Genomic DNA, 15,120 nt, shown 5'->3' with positions numbered 1-15,120 from the left:
GCCTCACGGAGGGCGCTTTCAAAGAAGTGGAAGAGTTCTCGCCGAAGGGACCAAGTGATCAATGAAGTACGAGGCGGCTGACCATCTCCCGGCGACTGTTCACGCCGAGTTTGGCGAAGATCGATTTCAGGTGGTCCTGCACGGTGTGCGGCGACAGGTGCAGTGCGGCGGCGATGGCCTGCGTGGCCGCCCCCTGCAGCACCATCCCGGCCACGTCCTGCTCGCGCGGGCTGAGACCGCGCGCGGCCAGCGTCATCGCGCAGATCTCGGCCGGGGTGGCACTCTCGATGGTGACGACCACGTCGTCGCGTGGCGCAGGGCCCTCGTGCGCGGATGTCGCGGCGAACGTCGTGGCACGCACAGTGAGCCAGGTGCCCGAGCACCCGGCGGCCCGGGTCATCGCCAGCTCGGGTGTGCTGCGGGCAGCTGCCGTCGCGGCCAGCACCGTCGCGGGCAGCGAGCCGTGGTCCCACCCGCCGAGGTCCTCGATCCGTGCGGTCGCCGCAGCCGTGATGCTCGCGACCCGGTCCTGGCGGTCGACGATGATCACCGACGGTCCGCTCACCGGGTCCGAGCCGGGACGCCGCGAACCGAACGCCGCATCTCGGATCAGGTCGGCGATCTGGACGTGCACGGCCGACACCACGCGTGCCTCGGCGGCGCTGAACGGCGGTTCACCGGGCCCGCGGTAGATCGCGAGGGCACCCCAGACGAGCCCCTGCGCGCGGAATGTGACGCGCAGCTCATCGGTGAATCCAAAACGCGGGGCGAGGAATTCGCGAAAACGGCGGCAATCTCGCGGAGCGCCCGCGGTGTCGATGGAGAGTACCCCGACCTGGTCGTGTCGCGTGGCGATCTCACTGAACTGATTGATGTCCGGGCCGCCGTACTCAGCCGCGGCGAACTCCTCGTCACCGATCTCCAAGGGACGCGTCTTGTAGGTCCAGCTGATCAGACCGGTCGCCGGGTCCGTGGTCGCCAGACAGCCGAACTCGAACGGCACGTGGCGACGTACGGCGGCGCACACCCGCGCTGCCAGCGCGGTCAGGTCGGCATCGCCGCGGGCGCCGACGGACAGCTCGTCCGCCAGCGAACGGTGCCGCGGCGTGGTCACCCGTCCATGGTGGCCCACCCCTCGATGAGGCGGAGGCGATGCCGCGAAAGTCCCCACATTTCTGGGATGGTCCCGGCGAGAACGGATCTCGATGCTGGATGCATGAACACCGACACCCACAGCCACACCACCCGATGCTGGTGGAACGCCGAGCGGGCCGCCTGGGTCTGCCGATCCGACGAGACCGCCGCCGAGCAGCCGGTCGCCGAGGGCGCCGAGGCGCCACTGGTCGACGTGCGCGACATGATCGTCGTGCACACCGCCATGCTGCGCGAGTTCCGGCTGCTGCCGGAGGCGGTCGCCCGGGTCGAGCCGGGCGCGGTCAAGCGCGCGGCGGTCATCGACCGGCACCTCGGGCTGCTCTGCGACATGCTGCACCACCACCACGAGGGTGAGGACGCGTTGCTCTGGCCACGGATGCGCGAACGGGTGCCCGCGCAGGCGACCGTCCTCATCGACGAGGTGGAGGGTCAGCACGTGCGCCTCGACGCGGCACTGGCGGACGTCGCCGCCGCTCGCGCCGCCTGGCGCAGGGATGCCGCATCGACTCACCGGGACGAACTGGCCGGCCGGTTGCGCACGTTGTACGACCTGTTGAAGGAGCACCTGGAGTTGGAGGAGCGCACGGTCCTCCCGCTCGCCGCCGGTGTGCTCACCGAGGCCGAGTGGGCCGCGATCGGCGAGGCGGGGGCGGCGGGGCTGCCCAAGTCGACGCTGCCGCTGGTCTTCGGAATGTTCGCCTACGAGGGCGATCCGGCGGTGTTGCGCGACATGTTGAAGGCGGCGCCGACAGTGCCGCGGGTGGTCATCCCGCGTATCGCACCTCGGGTCTATGCGCGCCGCGCGCTGCAGGTGCACGGCACGCGGCAGCCCTGACCGACCGTTCGATCAGGCGGGTGTGCGCAACCGATAGACCTGCACCTGGCCGCTGCTCCACACCAGGTCGGTCAGGGTCCGCAGCCGCGGCGAGACGCGGCTGGCTGCGGCGTCGGCGTACAGGTAGCGCACCCCCTTGCGGTGGAGCGCGTCCAGCACGGCGGGCGTCGGTGAGCTGAATGCGGCGGCGTTGAGTCGCAGGCGTGCCGGGTCCCAGAAGCTCCGTCGGTACGCCGCATGCGGGTCGTGGAGCACGTCGGCCTGGTTCTGGTCCTCGTACGCCCACCCGCCGAGGTAGCTGTTGCGCTCGGTCAAGCCCTGCACCCAGTACGCGCGGTCGTCGCAGTGCGGCACGGTCCGGGTGCCGACGCAGTAGACGTTCGTGGCGATGAGGTCGTCCTGCGGCGAATGCGCAGCCAGCCACCGCGCGCCGGCCACCTGTGCCGTGGTGAGTTGGCCCTCGTACGGCGGGTTGCGGGCGCGGGTGGACTGCGCGTAGTGACTCATGGTGAGGAACGTCGGCAGCACCGACGCGAGCAGCACACCGCCCGCGACTCCCGCCAGCAGCACCCGTCGCAACGACGAGTGACCGCGGATCATCCACAGCACCAACGTGATCGCCAGCACCGCGAGCGCGACGAGCACCACGACGGCCAGGGTCCGCACGGCCGAGGCAGTGGGGCGACTCGGTCCGCCCAGCGCCCGGCACACCTCGACGAGCACCGTGCCGAGCACTCCGAAGCCGACCACGGCCGTGACGATCCGCCAGCGGGCGGCGGGTCGGGCACGCGCCACCAGGGCCGCGAATCCCCAGACGCCGAAGACGGTCCACAACGGGTCGGTGCCGCGCACGAAGTACAGCTGCGACCCCTGCGGGTGGTCGATGACGAAGAGCGCCAGCTGCGCGGAGATCTCGACGCCGAGCAGGATCCACACGGCGGGGTCGCCGGAGTGCGGCGCGCGCAAGAGGAAGAGCCCGATCAGCCCGTAGCCGACCTGCAGCAGGATCAACAGGAGCAACAGCACCGCCAGGGCGCGGTGCTGCAGGTGCGAGTGCGCGGCGAACTCGTGGAAGGCCGCGAGGGAGCGCACCGTCGCGTCCGGGCGGAAGCTCGAGCCACTGGTGCCGCCTGCCACGAAGCGGGAGCTGACGGCGATCACCACGGCCACCGCCAGGGTGGCGCAGGCAGCCGCCACCCGCCCGGTGCGGCGTACGAGGGAGAGGAGCAGCGCCAGCCCGGCGCCCCCCAGCACCGTCGGCAGTGAGGACGACTTCGCTCCGGAGAGCCCGATCGCCATCAGCACGAACAGCGTCCAGTTACCTGTAGTCGCGCGCGCCCGACTGACGTCGATCAGCAGCCAGACGGTGAGCGCGATGATCGGCAGGGAGAACATCTGCGAGGGGGACAGCGGGATGTAGGAGTCCTGCGCCAACCCGGGCAGCCACTGCACGAGAAGGAAGCCCGGCGGCACGAGGATGAGCACGGCCGCGAGGAGCCCCGCCCAGGCGCGCCGGGTCAGGTGGGCGGCCAACAGGTAGGTCGTGGCGGTGAGCGCCGCGTACACCGGCAGGTACCAGAGCCGGGCGGTGACCGTCAGCACGTCGACCCCGGACACCAGTGAGTCGGCGGCCATGTGCGCGTTGGAGAACCAGTGGTACTTGAGGGTCTGGTCGCCCAGTTGCGGCACGACCGGCGGCACCGAGTGCCGGGCATCGGCGCTGATGGCGGCGTGCCAGTAGAGGTCCTGGTACCAGAGGCGGCTGCTCGGCGGCAACGGGCTGACGCGGAACGTGCCGTACGCGAGCAGCCCGATCGAGGCCCCGTACGCCGCCGTCAGTCCCCACGCGATCGGCGTCGGTGTGTGGCCGTCGTACCGGCCTGGCCGCAGGTGCACCCGCAGCGAGGGAGCGGCGCCGAAGACCGCGAGCACGACCACCGGGTACGCCGCGAGCCAGCCGCCGATGCCGAGGCTCACGAAGATCGCCCATGCCGCCAGTTGCAGGACCAGGCCGACGACGAACGCCCAGGTGACCTCGCTCAGCAGGTCGCGCGATCGGCCCCGCAGTGCCCGGTGGACCAGCGCGCCCGGCAGGAGGACCGACCAGAGCGTGGCCAGGAGATAGCGCACGATGTCGGTCGAGGAGACGCCGTACCGCGCCGCGACGGCCCAGCTCGCAGCGAGCGCGACGACACCGGACGCGAAGCCCGATGCCCTGCGGACGTGATGAATCGGTCCCCCGTCCGCGTCTGGCACGGCGCGATCATCGCAGCGCATCCTGCAAGCCGTCGCAACGGCCGTCGGGTGAACGCTGGGCGCAGCAGAAACAGCACCCCTGAGAGCGTCGTCGATTTGTCGGCAGCGCGACCGTGGGTAGTTTCTCCGCATGGCAGCTCTGGGCCCCGTGCAGTGGCCACCCTCGCCGATCAGAACCGAGCGGCTCCTGCTCCGCGAACCCGAGGCGGGCGACCGCGCAGCCTTCCTCGAGCTGTTCACGTCGTCCGAGGCGAACCGCTACCTCGGCGGACCTCGACCGCGTGACGAGTTCGAGCGTGCGATGCCAGACGGGCCCCGGCGGCGGCCGGGCCTCTTCGTCATCGACTTGGCAGGAGCGATGATCGGTCTCATCGAGTTCGAACGACGCGATGGGGATCGTCCCGGGCATCTGCCAGGACGAGGCTCGGAAGCGGAACTCGGCTACATGCTTTTGCCGCATGCGTGGGGGCACGGATATGCCGCCGAGGCATCCTCGGCGGCTCTGGACTGGTTCGACGGCGAGCTCCCCGATGAACCCGTCGTGCTGTGCATCCAGACCGCCAATGCCCGCTCGATGCGTGTCGCGCTGAAGCTGGGGTTCGTCGAGGTCTGCCGATTCGATGAGTACGGCGCCGAGCAGTGGCTCGGAGTGAGATCCGAGCGGCCACTCTCGGCTCATCCCCACTGAGACGCAACCTCAAAGTGCGTCGATGCCGAAGGTGGCGGCGAGTCCCTCTCGTCCGGAGCGGGTGACCTCGACGGCGCGATGTGCGGGCGCGCGCCGTACCCAGTCCAGGGCGAGCATCTGATCGAACAGCCCGCGCCCGAGTGCCCCACCGAGGTGGTGTTGCTGCTCGGTCCAGTCGATGCAGTAGCGGACGGTCCGGCGCCGGGGTGCGAGTGTGACGTCGAAGTCGTCGAGGAACGCGCGCCCGGAGTCGGTCAGTTCGTAGTCGACCTCGCGCCCGGCTCCCTGCGGAGCCTCGACCGCGGTGCGCTGTCCGTCGCCGCCGGTGAGGTGGTCCCGCTCCACCATCGAGGTCATCAGCGCGACGCCCAGTCGACCGGCCAGATGGTCGTAACAGGTGCGCGCCGTACGCAGTTGGGCCGCTCGGGTCCCCTGTCGCAGCGACCGGACGGGTCGGCGCGGCGCGAACGGCTGCAACGTCTCGATGAGCCGCCCGACCTCGGGGCCGGCGAGTCGGTAGTAGCGGTACCTGCCGTGCGGCTCGACCACGAGCATCCCCGCGTCGACCAGCCGGCGCAGGTGACTGCTCGCGGTCGCCGGGCTGATACCCGCCTCGTCGGCCAGCCTGGACGCCGGCAGTGACCGGCCGTCGTCCAGCGCCAGCAACATCCGGCAGCGTCCGGGGTCGGCCAGGACGGCACCGACCGCGGACAGATCCACGTCGCCGAGCTCGCTCATACCTTCACGGTAGGTCCGTAACGCTTCGACGGCGATCGAAGCAACCCGCACCTAGCGTCGGGCCATGACCGAATCGCACCGTCGCGCCGGATCCGCCGCGCTGGCCTTGGCCGGGACGAGCCTCGGGTACGGCGCCGTGCAGTTGGACGTCACCGTGGTCAACGTGGCGGTCTCCTCGATCCGCGGCGACCTCGGCGGCAGCATCGGCGCGGCGCAGTGGGTGGTCGACGCCTACACCGTGACGTTCGCAGCACTCATCCTGACCGCGGGCTCGCTCGCCGACCGGATCGGCGCCAAGCGACTGCTCATCGCCGGATTCGTCCTGTTCACAGTGGCATCCATTGCCTGCGGGTTGGCGCCGAACCTCGGCTGGCTCATCGCGTTCCGCGCCGTGCAGGGCATCGGCGCGGCCGCCCTGGTGCCGTGTTCGCTGACCGTGCTCAACCACGCGTATCCCGACGACGCAGGCCGGGCGCGCGCGGTCGGGCTCTGGGCGGCCGGCGCCAGCGTGGGGCTCTCGGGTGGACCGCTGCTCGGTGGTGCGCTGATCGCGCTGTCGAGCTGGCGGCGGATCTTCCTGATCAACCTGCCGCTCGGGGTGCTGGGTGCGGTGCTCATCGCGCGCTACGCCACCGAGACGTCGCGCTCCTCGCACGTCGCCGTCGATCCTCCCGGTCAACTGCTGGGAGTGGTCACGCTGGGGGCGCTCGCGGCTGCGGTCGTGGAGGGCGGGTCGCGCGGCTTCGCCGACCCGCTGGTGCTGACCGGTCTCGCCGTCGCGATCGTGGCCTCGATCGGCTTCGTGCACGTCGAACGCCGGCGCGAGGCACCGCTCTTGCCGCTCGGATTGTTCCGCTCGCCGACGTTCGCGGCCACGACCGCGATCGGGTTGATCATCAACATCGCGTTCTACGGGTTGATCTTCGTGCTCGGCCTCTACTTCCAGACCGCCCGCGGATACTCCCCGCTGGCCACCGGGTTGGCATTCGCTCCCACGACGGTGGTGGTGCTCTTCGCCAACGTCGGCGCCGGCCGCCTTGTCGCCAGATTCGGCACTCGCCGAGTCATCGCCGTCTCTGCGCTCGTCTTCGCGGCAGCACTCGCGGCGCTGCTCTTCGCCGGCAGCGGCACGCCGTACGCGGCGGTGGTCGTGCAACTCACGCTGCTCGGCGCATCGCTCGGCCTGATCGTGCCCGCGATGACGTCGGCACTGCTCGGTTCGGTGGACCGCACTCGCTCGGGGATCGCCTCGGGCGCCCTCAACACCGCACGACAGGCCGGCAGTGTCATCGGGGTGGCTCTGTTCGGCGCGTTCGCCGCGCACTCGGTCGTGCGCGGCCTGCGGGTCTCGCTGGTGGTGGCGGCGGTCCTGGCCCTCGGCACGGCGTTGCTCGCTCTCCCGCTTCGCCCCGCTGCGTCCGGCGGCGGGGACAGACTGGGCCATGACCGATCACGTGTCACCCGACCGAGGTGAGACCCCCACCGAGCGGATGGACCGCAACTGGGAGGAGTTGCTGCAGGAGCTGCGGGTCACCCAGACCGGCGTCCAGATCCTGGCCGGGTTCCTGCTGACGTTGCCGTTCCAGCAGCGGTTCGGCGAACTCGACCGCCTCGAGCGCGGCGAGTACGCCGCAGCCGTCGTCTGCGCGGTGAGCGCCACCATCCTCCTGATCGCGCCGGTCAGCTCGCACCGACTGCTGTTCCGTCGTCACGAGAAGGACGTCCTGGTCACCCTCGCGAGTCGACTGGCGAAGGCCGGACTGGCGGCGCTCGCGGCGACGATCGTGCTGGTCGTGCTCCTCGTCTTCAGCCTGCTCGTGGGCCAAGCCGCCGGCCTCGTCGCCGCCGCTGTGGCCGTGCTCAGCTTCGTCGGGTTGTGGGTCATGCTGCCGTTGAGCGCGAGCCGCTCCGCCCGGCGTCGCACCTTGGCGGACCGGTCGCCTGATGGGTGATCCGTTCCCTCGACTCCCGGTCGTGGGTAAGTGACCGCAGCGCCGATTCCCGACCGGGTTCGCCGTACACGGGGTGGGTAAGTGACCGCAGCGCCGATTCCCGACCTGGTCCGTCGTGCACGGGGTGGGTAAGTGACCGCAGCGCCGATTTCCCACGCACTCCTGGCGGCAGCGTGAGCCGGGGAAGCGTCCGCCCTCCCAAGCCGCCTGCGATCCGGCACCCGCGGCAAGAAAGTGACCGCAGCGCCGATTTACCACGTACCGGGGCCGTCAGCGTGAGCCCGGGGAAGCGTCCGCTCTCCCAGAGCCTCACTGTCACCGCAGGATCGGGGTGGGTTCCCATCCGCTTTCGAGGGGTTGTTCCAACTAAGGTCGGGCCGTGCGAGCACCCTTCATTCCCAGGGTTGCCCGTCACTCCCCGCATCCCTTGTGAAGGGCAGTCCCGCCGTGAATCGTGTGCATCTCGCCGCCGCCACAGCGTTCGTCACCGCGGTAGCCCTCACACCGGGGGTGACCGCCGCGGCCGCCCCCGCCGCCGGCCGCACGGTGTTGGCGAACTCCGGCGTGATCAGCGATGACTCCGGTGCCCGGGTGCATTTCGGCAGCCCCGCGGCCGCAGCGACGCCGATGTCGCTCACCCTGCAGCTACCCCTGCGCAACCAGGCGCAGGTCGACCGGCTCATCGCGCGCGGCACCGTCCTCAGCCCGGCGCAGTACGCCGCGCTCGTCGCGCCGTCCACCGCCGCGCTCGCCAAGGTGCGGTCATGGGCGACCGGCCGCGGGTTCACCGTCACCTCGGTCAGCCGCAACTCCGGGCAGATCAGCGTCGAGGCGAGCGTCGGCCGGGTCGACTCGGCGTTCGGCGTGCGGGTGCACACCGCGTCCCTCGGCAGTCGACACGGGCTGGCGGTCACCACCAACCCGACGGTGCCGAACTCGTTGGGACTCAGCGGGATCGCCGGCCTGAACGCCCTCGGTCGGGCCCACACGACGCACATCAAGCTCCCCGCCCACGCCAGGTCGGCCGCCACCACGACCACGACCGGGCGGGTCGCGCCGAAGGCCGTCTCCGACGGCTCCAAGGCGTGCGCGGCGTACTGGGGCGACCACCTCTACCCGAGCGCCTCGGGTCAGAAGTTCGCCCTCGAGTCCAACTACCTGTGCGGCTACCTGCCCGCGGACCTGTCCGCGATGTACGGCGTGCAGGCCGCGCAGTCGAAGGCACCGGCGATCGGGCTGCTGCTGTGGGGCAACGAACCGGCGATGCTCGCCCAGACCAACCGGTACATGAGCGCGTACGGCTATCCGCAGCTGAAGACCTACATCGCCAACGCCGCGGCGACCAACGCCCAGGTGCAGGCCCGGCACTCCGACTGCGATCCCTACAACGCCGGCGGTGAGACCGCGCTGGATGTGCAGTCCTCGCATGCGATCTCGCCGAACTCGCCGATCTACTACTACGGCGCGAGGAGCTGCTACGACACCGATCTGGCGACCGAGCTGCAGCTGATGGTCGACCAGCACAAGGTCTCCACCATCTCGATGTCTTTCGGCGGTTACCAGGACGACGCCGGCAGCCTGATGCCGGCCGACCGGGCGGCGTACGACCGAGCACTGCAGCAGGCGTCGTTGACCGGTATCAGCACCTTCGCGGCCAGCGGTGACGACGGCGACAACTCGACGCAGACCACGGATGCCGCGCCCCACGTCGGTTACCCGGCGAGCAGCGCCTACACGACGGCAGTCGGCGGCACCTCGATCGGCTACTACAAGAACGGCACTCGCGCGGTGACCGCCGGGTGGGAGGACCAGTTCCTCGCGCAGCCGAGCCCGACCGTGGTACCCACCGCGGTCGTCCCGAACCACGACATCTACGGCGCGGGCGGGGGCGTGAGCTCGGTGTCGGCGATCCCGACCTGGCAGCAGGGCGTGGTCTCCGGATCCACGACCCACCGCGTCGTCCCGGACGTGGCGGCGCTCGCCGACCCGTACACCGGCTATCAGATCCGCGACACCTATTACGCCGAGAACGCGAACGGCGTGCCGACCGGCGCGGGGGTCGAGGAGTACGACACGTACGGCGGCACGAGCCTTGCGACGCCGATCGTCGCGGCCATGGTGGCGCTTGCCAAGGCGTACAACAACGTGTCGGTCGGTCTGGCGACACCGCGGCTGTACGCGATGCTCGGCACCTCCGCGCTGCTGGACGTCAAGACACCGGGCGCCGCTGGGGTCTACTACGAATCCCCCACCTACGGCAAGGAACTGGTGGTTCTGGACGGGAAGCCGCAGAACCTGGTCAGCAAAGCGGGCTGGGACACGGTGACCGGGGTCGGCGAACCGAACGGGATGAACTTCATCACCGCGTTCAAGTAGAGCGTCGAAAACGAGCGGATGAACGTTCTCGGATGGGTTGGCCACGAGGCCCACCGCAGGCCGTCCTTCGTGGTTATTGTGTGACTCGCGCAGCCGCGAGTGAGGGGTAGGGGTCTGGCAGGCCTGGGTAATCGGCCACACGAGTTCGCTGCTTTCCGTCATAACAGTCCCGATTAGGAGAAGTGACAGGCAAATGAAACGTCGCAGTCTGGCCGCGGTCACCGCAGTCCTCACGACGGCCTCCGTGGTGCCCGCCGCGGCAGCTCTGGCCGCCACCCCCAATGGAGCCAGGACCACGCTCTCCAACTCTTCGGTGTCCACGAGCGGTCTTCGCATCGGTGCGAACGCCCCCGCGTCGACCCCGATGTCGCTGACGCTCCAGGTGCCGCAGCGCAATGCGGCCCTGATGGCCCGGATGACCGCCGCCGGCACAGTGGTCAGCACCGCTCGCTACCGCGCGTTGTTCGCGCCGAGCGCGGCGCAGCTCGCTCGCGTGACGTCGTTCGCCAAGTCGCACGGCATGACCGTCGACCAGGTCGACGTCGCGGGCGGCCAGGTGATGGTCCACACCACCGCAACGCACGTGAACAGCGCGTTCGGCGTCACGGTCCGTCGGGCATCCGCCGACGGCGCCTCCGGCGTCGCCGCGATCGGCACCCCCGTCGTCGACCGCTCGGTCGGGCTGAGCGGCATCGCCGGTCTGAGCACCGTGCGCAAGGCCAAGGTCTACAACGCCCACCAGGCCGGGTCCTCGCGTCAGACCATCAGCCGCACTCCCACCAGCAAGGTGTCGGGCGCCCCGCGCGGCCGCATCTCGGCGGCCGCCTCGGACGGCAGCGCCAAGTGTGCTCCGCACTGGGGCGACCACCTGCAGCCGTCGGCGAAGGTCTACGGCAAGGAGTCCAACCTGATCTGCGGCTACGTGCCTCAGGACCTGGCCAAGATCCAGGGCGTGGCCGCCGCGCAGACGAACGCCCCGGCCATCGGTCTGCTGCTGTGGGGCAACGACCCCAACATGAAGGCCGAGACCAACACCTACATGGCGGCGGCGAAGTACCCGCTGCTCACGAACTACACCGCCTACCCGGCGGCCACGAACGCTCAGATCGAGGCCACCCAGCCCGGCTGTGACCCGTACGGTTCGGGTGCCGAGCAGTCGATCGACGTGCAGTCGTCGCACTCGGTCTCGCCGAAGTCGCCGATCTTCTACTACGGCGCCAAGAGCTGCCAGGACGCGGACCTGACCGCCGAGCTGTCGAAGATGGTCAACGAGCACAAGGTCTCGACCATCTCGATGTCGTTCGGTGAGGCCTACGACCAGGGCCTGACCGCCGCCGGCAAGGCCGCCTGGGACCGCCCGCTGCAGCAGGCCAGCCTGACCGGCATCAGCACCTTCGCCTCCAGCGGTGACAGCGGCGACAACTCCGACGCCGCCGGAAACGACCTGGGCACGGGTGGCAACCCGGACAACAAGCCGCACATCGGCTACCCGGCTTCCAGCAGCTACACGACCGCGGTCGGTGGCTCCTCGGTCGGTCTGTCCGCGGCCGGTTCCCTGGTCGCCGACGTCGGCTGGGAGGACGCCTACTACCAGCAGAAGAGCCTGAGCTCGACGGCCAAGACGCGTATCGCGTTCCCGGTCGACGGTGCCGGTGGCGGTGTCAGCCAGGTGTCGAAGATCCCGACGTGGCAGAAGGGCAAGGTCACGACCTCGTCCACGATGCGCGCCGTGCCCGACGTCGCCGGCCTCTCCAACCCGTACACCGGTTTCACCGTGCGCGACACGGCCTACCAGTACACGCCGGGTGGCGTGCCGATCCTGTCCACGGGCACGCAGGAGTACGACACGTACGGCGGCACCAGCCTCGGCTCGCCGATGGTGGCCGCGACGGTCGCACTCGCCAAGGCCTACAACAAGGTCTCGATCGGCAACGCCGCGCCGCGTCTCTACGCCCTGCTCGGCACCTCGGCGCTGCGGGACCTCAACGGTGTCAACACCGCCGGTGCCTTCGTCCCCAGCACCAAGTACCCGGCGGGCGTCATCGTGAGCCTCGACGGTCACCCGATCAACTCCTTCAATCGTCAGGAGAACCTGGTGACCGCCAAGGGTTGGGACAACGTCACCGGCGTCGGTGAGTTGAACGGCCTGAACTTCATCAAGGCCTTCAAGTGACCCACTGATCCATCTGGGAGGGGCCCGCGAGCAACAGCTCGCGGGCCCTTTCCGCGTCCCCACCCAACCCGACGGCGGCGCAGGTCGTCGTAAGGATGAGGGCGGCCGGCGATGACCGGCAGGTCACGGATGGGCCGTCCACGAAGGAGCATCATGAGTTCGTTCCGTGTGCTGTCGTCGCTCGGCACCGTGGCGCTCGCCGCCGCCGTGCTGGCCGGCTGTGGATCAGCGACGTCCCCAGGTGGTTCCACGACATCGGCGTCGTCCCCACCGTCGTCTTCGAGCACCGCCCCGTCGAGCACCGCCCCATCGAGCTCGGCCGGTGGATCGTCCTCCGCGAAGAACGTCACTCTCAGCGGAACGGTCCGCGGTGAACGGCTGCCCTGCGTGCGTTTCCACAGCGCGGACGGTCACCAATACGTCATCAGCGGTGCGGTGCCGGGGAAGCTGTACGTCGTGGCGCACTCGGGTGGCTCGCGCAGTGCGATCACCGCACAACCGTCGCCGGCGCAGATCGCGAAGGTCACCCTCGTCGGCCACACCGTCTCCGGCCTGATGAGCCAGTGCGGGGGCACCACCTTCGTGGTCACCGCGGCGACCATCCACTCGATCACCGCGGGATGACCGCGATGGCGCAACCCATCACGAGCGCGATCGGACTGGGTGCGCTCGGCGTCCTCCTGCTGGCGGGCTGTGGCTCGGCGTCTAGCGGGGGTGCGGCGACGTCGAGCGACCCGACGTCGACCGCGACCTCGAGCGTCGCCGCCTCGCCCAGCGCGAGCGTCCGGCCGCCGTCACCGTCGCTCTCGACCTCTCCCGGCGACGTCACCCTCCAGGGCACCGTCAGCGGTGACGGACTGACGTGCGTGGGCTTCGTGGCGACCGACGGGAAGAAGTACGCGCTCACCGGCCCGGGTCTGCCCGCCAAGCTCGTCGCGATCGCGCACTCGTTCGGGCGTCGTACGGCGCTCAGCTCGTCACCCGGCCCCGCGCAGAGCGCGACCGTCACGATCGTGGGTCACCCGGTGAAGGGTGCGATGAGCACCTGCAGCGCGACCGTCTTCCTCGTGACGTCGGCCCAGATCCGTTCGGTGACGACCCGGTAACGCAGACCGCTCGAGAAGGGCTTGGAGGGTTACGATCTCCCGGCGGCGCGTGCTCACGCGACGGCGGCGTTGTGAGGGGTTCATGGCAGGCAGGGGCGGCCGCAACAGCGGGATGGCGCAGCGCATGGGTGTGCGCGTCGCGGGGGTGATCGCAGGGTTCCTGGTGCTCGGTCTCATCGTCCTCGGGGTGCATGTCCTGCACGGCGGTGCCGGGTCCGATGTCGGGGCGTCGACGGGGTCCGTCACCGGCTCAGCCTCGGGATCCGTGAGCTCCGGCGTCCCGTCCACCTCTTCCAGCTCGTCCACGACCGTGCGGGTGCCGCCGGTCAGCGTCGCGCAGCTGGACTCGCTGCCGCGGTCCACCACCTTCACCACGGTCCGCGGACTGCCCAGTTCCGCCGGTGCCACCAGCGACGGGAACGTCGTCCGGATCGCGCGCGCCCAGGCCGGATTCGACGCCCCCGGCGGCAAGCCGATGGTCGTCATACCCGCGACCCAGCTCGGCCTGGACACCTGGCTGCCGATCGTCGACCGGCGCTCCGGGTGGTACCAGGTGCGGCTCCCGTCGCGCCCGAACGGCTCCCTCGCCTGGATCCCGGCAGCCGGGATGCGCACGGCGCAGACCGACTGGCGAGTGCACATCTCGCTGGCCGCAGGACGGATGACGGTCACGAAGGGTGCCGCGCAGATGGGGGAGTGGGTCGTAGGCCACGGGAAGGACGCCACGCCGACGCCCGTGGGCCAGACGTTCCTGCTGGCCGGCTTCGTGGATCCGAGCGAGACCTTCTCCCCGGTCATCTACGCGCTGGGGGCCCACTCGGACTCGTTGGACACCTTCGGAGGCGGCCCGGGGACCGTCGCCGTGCACGGCTGGCCGACCGCATCCGGTCGGGAGGGGAAAATCTCTCATGGTTGCGTCCGCGTTCCAGCCGCTGCGCTCGCAATCTTCGCTAAGTTGCCTACGGGGACTCCAGTGGACATCACAGCCTCTTAAGACTCAGCACCACATCCGGCACCGAGAAGGGAAACTCGATGAAGCGCAACACCGCGCTCTTTGGAGCATCAGCCGCCGTCGGCATCACGGCTGCGGCAGGTCTGATCATGACGAGCGCGACCAGCTCCGCCGCAACGGCGACGGTGTACGGCGTGGCGTACGCCACCGACACCGCGTCCCATGGTTTCGCGTTCGGCAATATCACCGACCCCGACGGGCAGTTCGTCGCATCGGCGAAGGAGCAGAAAGGCATCTCCGTCGTCGCGTACCAGTCCCCGTTGCTGAGCAAGTCCGTCATCGGCGTGGCGACAGGGTGCTCCAACGGGAAGCCGGCCGTCGTTGTCACGGGCGGTGGCGCGAAGGGGACGTACACCACCAAGACCACCGTCTCGGCGGCCAAGTTCATCGGCAACCCGAACGCGGTCGGCACGGTCACCTTCCTCGCCACTGCTGGCAGCATCACCGTCGGTGCCTACTACAGCCCCAACCAGCCGGGGCAGTATGTCGAGATCGGCGGGGTGAGTGGTTGCGCCGCTGCGACCACCACGTCGACGAGCACCTCGACCTCCACGTCGACCAGCACGTCTACCTCGACGAGCACCTCGACGTCGCCCACCACCACGTCGACGGGGACGTCCACCTCCACGTCGACCTCGACGGGCACCTCGACCCCGACGTCGACCTCCACCTCGACGGCCACTCAGCCGCCGACCCCGACGGCCACCACGACCACGCTGCCCGTCACCGGCTGACGCACCACACCTGAGGCTCCGGTCTCATGCGAGGCCCCCACCCGTAGGTCGAGTGGGGGCTTCGTCGTACCTCGGCCGGGTCGCCCGACTACCAG

The 15,120-nt window shown here is 70.0% G+C and carries 13 protein-coding genes; 10 read left to right on the top strand and 3 right to left on the bottom strand.

Features of this window, described 5'->3' with window-relative positions:
• Positions 1-58: 58 nt before the first annotated feature.
• Positions 59-1,114, bottom strand: a complete 1,056-nt coding sequence (locus J4030_RS18460; protein WP_208048454.1) for a helix-turn-helix transcriptional regulator — start codon at positions 1,112-1,114, stop codon at positions 59-61.
• Positions 1,115-1,216: 102 nt separating this feature from the next.
• On the opposite strand from J4030_RS18460, the gene J4030_RS06745 reads away from it, so the two are divergent.
• Complete coding sequence (locus J4030_RS06745; RefSeq protein WP_208048453.1) at positions 1,217-1,990, top strand: hemerythrin domain-containing protein; 774 nt, start codon at positions 1,217-1,219, stop codon at positions 1,988-1,990.
• A gap of 12 nt (positions 1,991-2,002) precedes the next feature.
• Here the strand turns inward: J4030_RS06745 and J4030_RS06740 are convergent, their stop codons facing one another.
• Positions 2,003-4,246 (bottom strand): hypothetical protein, encoded by a 2,244-nt coding sequence (locus tag J4030_RS06740; RefSeq protein WP_208048452.1) that lies wholly within the window; start codon positions 4,244-4,246, stop codon positions 2,003-2,005.
• Positions 4,247-4,376: 130 nt separating this feature from the next.
• Between J4030_RS06740 and J4030_RS06735 the strand changes: the two genes are divergently transcribed.
• Positions 4,377-4,934, top strand: a complete 558-nt coding sequence (locus J4030_RS06735; RefSeq protein ID WP_208048451.1) for a GNAT family N-acetyltransferase — start codon at positions 4,377-4,379, stop codon at positions 4,932-4,934.
• Positions 4,935-4,943: 9 nt separating this feature from the next.
• On the opposite strand, the gene J4030_RS06730 is transcribed toward J4030_RS06735, so the two are convergent.
• Positions 4,944-5,672 carry a helix-turn-helix transcriptional regulator gene (locus tag J4030_RS06730; protein ID WP_208048450.1) on the bottom strand — a complete coding sequence of 243 codons (729 nt, stop codon included), beginning with the start codon at positions 5,670-5,672 and terminating at the stop codon, positions 4,944-4,946.
• A gap of 64 nt (positions 5,673-5,736) precedes the next feature.
• Between J4030_RS06730 and J4030_RS06725 the strand changes: the two genes are divergently transcribed.
• The 8 genes from J4030_RS06725 (at position 5,737) to J4030_RS06690 (ending at position 15,025) form a co-directional block, all read left to right on the top strand.
• Complete coding sequence (locus J4030_RS06725) at positions 5,737-7,146, top strand: MFS transporter (protein ID WP_208048449.1); 1,410 nt, start codon at positions 5,737-5,739, stop codon at positions 7,144-7,146.
• Positions 7,115-7,624: a DUF6328 family protein gene (locus J4030_RS06720; protein WP_208048448.1), complete on the top strand. Its 510-nt coding sequence runs from the start codon at positions 7,115-7,117 to the stop codon at positions 7,622-7,624. The genes J4030_RS06725 and J4030_RS06720 overlap by 32 nt, the downstream gene beginning before the upstream one ends.
• A gap of 447 nt (positions 7,625-8,071) precedes the next feature.
• Positions 8,072-10,000, top strand: a complete 1,929-nt coding sequence (locus tag J4030_RS06715) for a protease pro-enzyme activation domain-containing protein (protein WP_208048447.1) — start codon at positions 8,072-8,074, stop codon at positions 9,998-10,000.
• A gap of 193 nt (positions 10,001-10,193) precedes the next feature.
• Entirely contained in the window at positions 10,194-12,173 is a 1,980-nt protein-coding gene (locus J4030_RS06710) for a protease pro-enzyme activation domain-containing protein (protein ID WP_208048446.1), read from the top strand.
• 153 nt (positions 12,174-12,326) lie between these two features.
• The gene (locus J4030_RS06705) at positions 12,327-12,797 is read left to right on the top strand and encodes a hypothetical protein (protein ID WP_208048445.1); all 471 of its coding nucleotides are present in this window, start codon (positions 12,327-12,329) and stop codon (positions 12,795-12,797) included.
• A gap of 5 nt (positions 12,798-12,802) precedes the next feature.
• Complete coding sequence (locus tag J4030_RS06700; protein ID WP_208048444.1) at positions 12,803-13,279, top strand: hypothetical protein; 477 nt, start codon at positions 12,803-12,805, stop codon at positions 13,277-13,279.
• A gap of 82 nt (positions 13,280-13,361) precedes the next feature.
• Positions 13,362-14,273: a L,D-transpeptidase gene (locus tag J4030_RS06695; RefSeq protein ID WP_208048443.1), complete on the top strand. Its 912-nt coding sequence runs from the start codon at positions 13,362-13,364 to the stop codon at positions 14,271-14,273.
• Between the two features lie 38 nt (positions 14,274-14,311).
• Positions 14,312-15,025 (top strand): hypothetical protein, encoded by a 714-nt coding sequence (locus J4030_RS06690; RefSeq protein WP_208048442.1) that lies wholly within the window; start codon positions 14,312-14,314, stop codon positions 15,023-15,025.
• Positions 15,026-15,120 lie beyond the last annotated feature (95 nt).

The organism is Allobranchiibius sp. CTAmp26, from assembly GCF_017565405.1.
Classification (GTDB): Bacteria; Actinomycetota; Actinomycetes; order Actinomycetales; family Dermatophilaceae; genus Allobranchiibius.
This window is presented reverse-complemented; position numbering and strand designations above follow the sequence as displayed.

What these genes read in the sequence shown, in the direction of transcription:
- J4030_RS06745 (WP_208048453.1), top strand. Translation starts at nt 1,217, where the DNA reads ATGAACACCGACACCCACAGCCACACCACCCGATGCTGGTGGAACGCC.
- J4030_RS06705 (WP_208048445.1), top strand. Translation starts at nt 12,327, where the DNA reads ATGAGTTCGTTCCGTGTGCTGTCGTCGCTCGGCACCGTGGCGCTCGCC.
- J4030_RS06725 (WP_208048449.1), top strand. Translation starts at nt 5,737, where the DNA reads ATGACCGAATCGCACCGTCGCGCCGGATCCGCCGCGCTGGCCTTGGCC.
- J4030_RS06690 (WP_208048442.1), top strand. Translation starts at nt 14,312, where the DNA reads ATGAAGCGCAACACCGCGCTCTTTGGAGCATCAGCCGCCGTCGGCATC.
- J4030_RS06730 (WP_208048450.1), bottom strand. Translation starts at nt 5,672, where the DNA reads ATGAGCGAGCTCGGCGACGTGGATCTGTCCGCGGTCGGTGCCGTCCTG.
- J4030_RS06695 (WP_208048443.1), top strand. Translation starts at nt 13,362, where the DNA reads ATGGCAGGCAGGGGCGGCCGCAACAGCGGGATGGCGCAGCGCATGGGT.
- J4030_RS06735 (WP_208048451.1), top strand. Translation starts at nt 4,377, where the DNA reads ATGGCAGCTCTGGGCCCCGTGCAGTGGCCACCCTCGCCGATCAGAACC.
- J4030_RS06710 (WP_208048446.1), top strand. Translation starts at nt 10,194, where the DNA reads ATGAAACGTCGCAGTCTGGCCGCGGTCACCGCAGTCCTCACGACGGCC.
- J4030_RS06700 (WP_208048444.1), top strand. Translation starts at nt 12,803, where the DNA reads ATGGCGCAACCCATCACGAGCGCGATCGGACTGGGTGCGCTCGGCGTC.
- J4030_RS06720 (WP_208048448.1), top strand. Translation starts at nt 7,115, where the DNA reads ATGACCGATCACGTGTCACCCGACCGAGGTGAGACCCCCACCGAGCGG.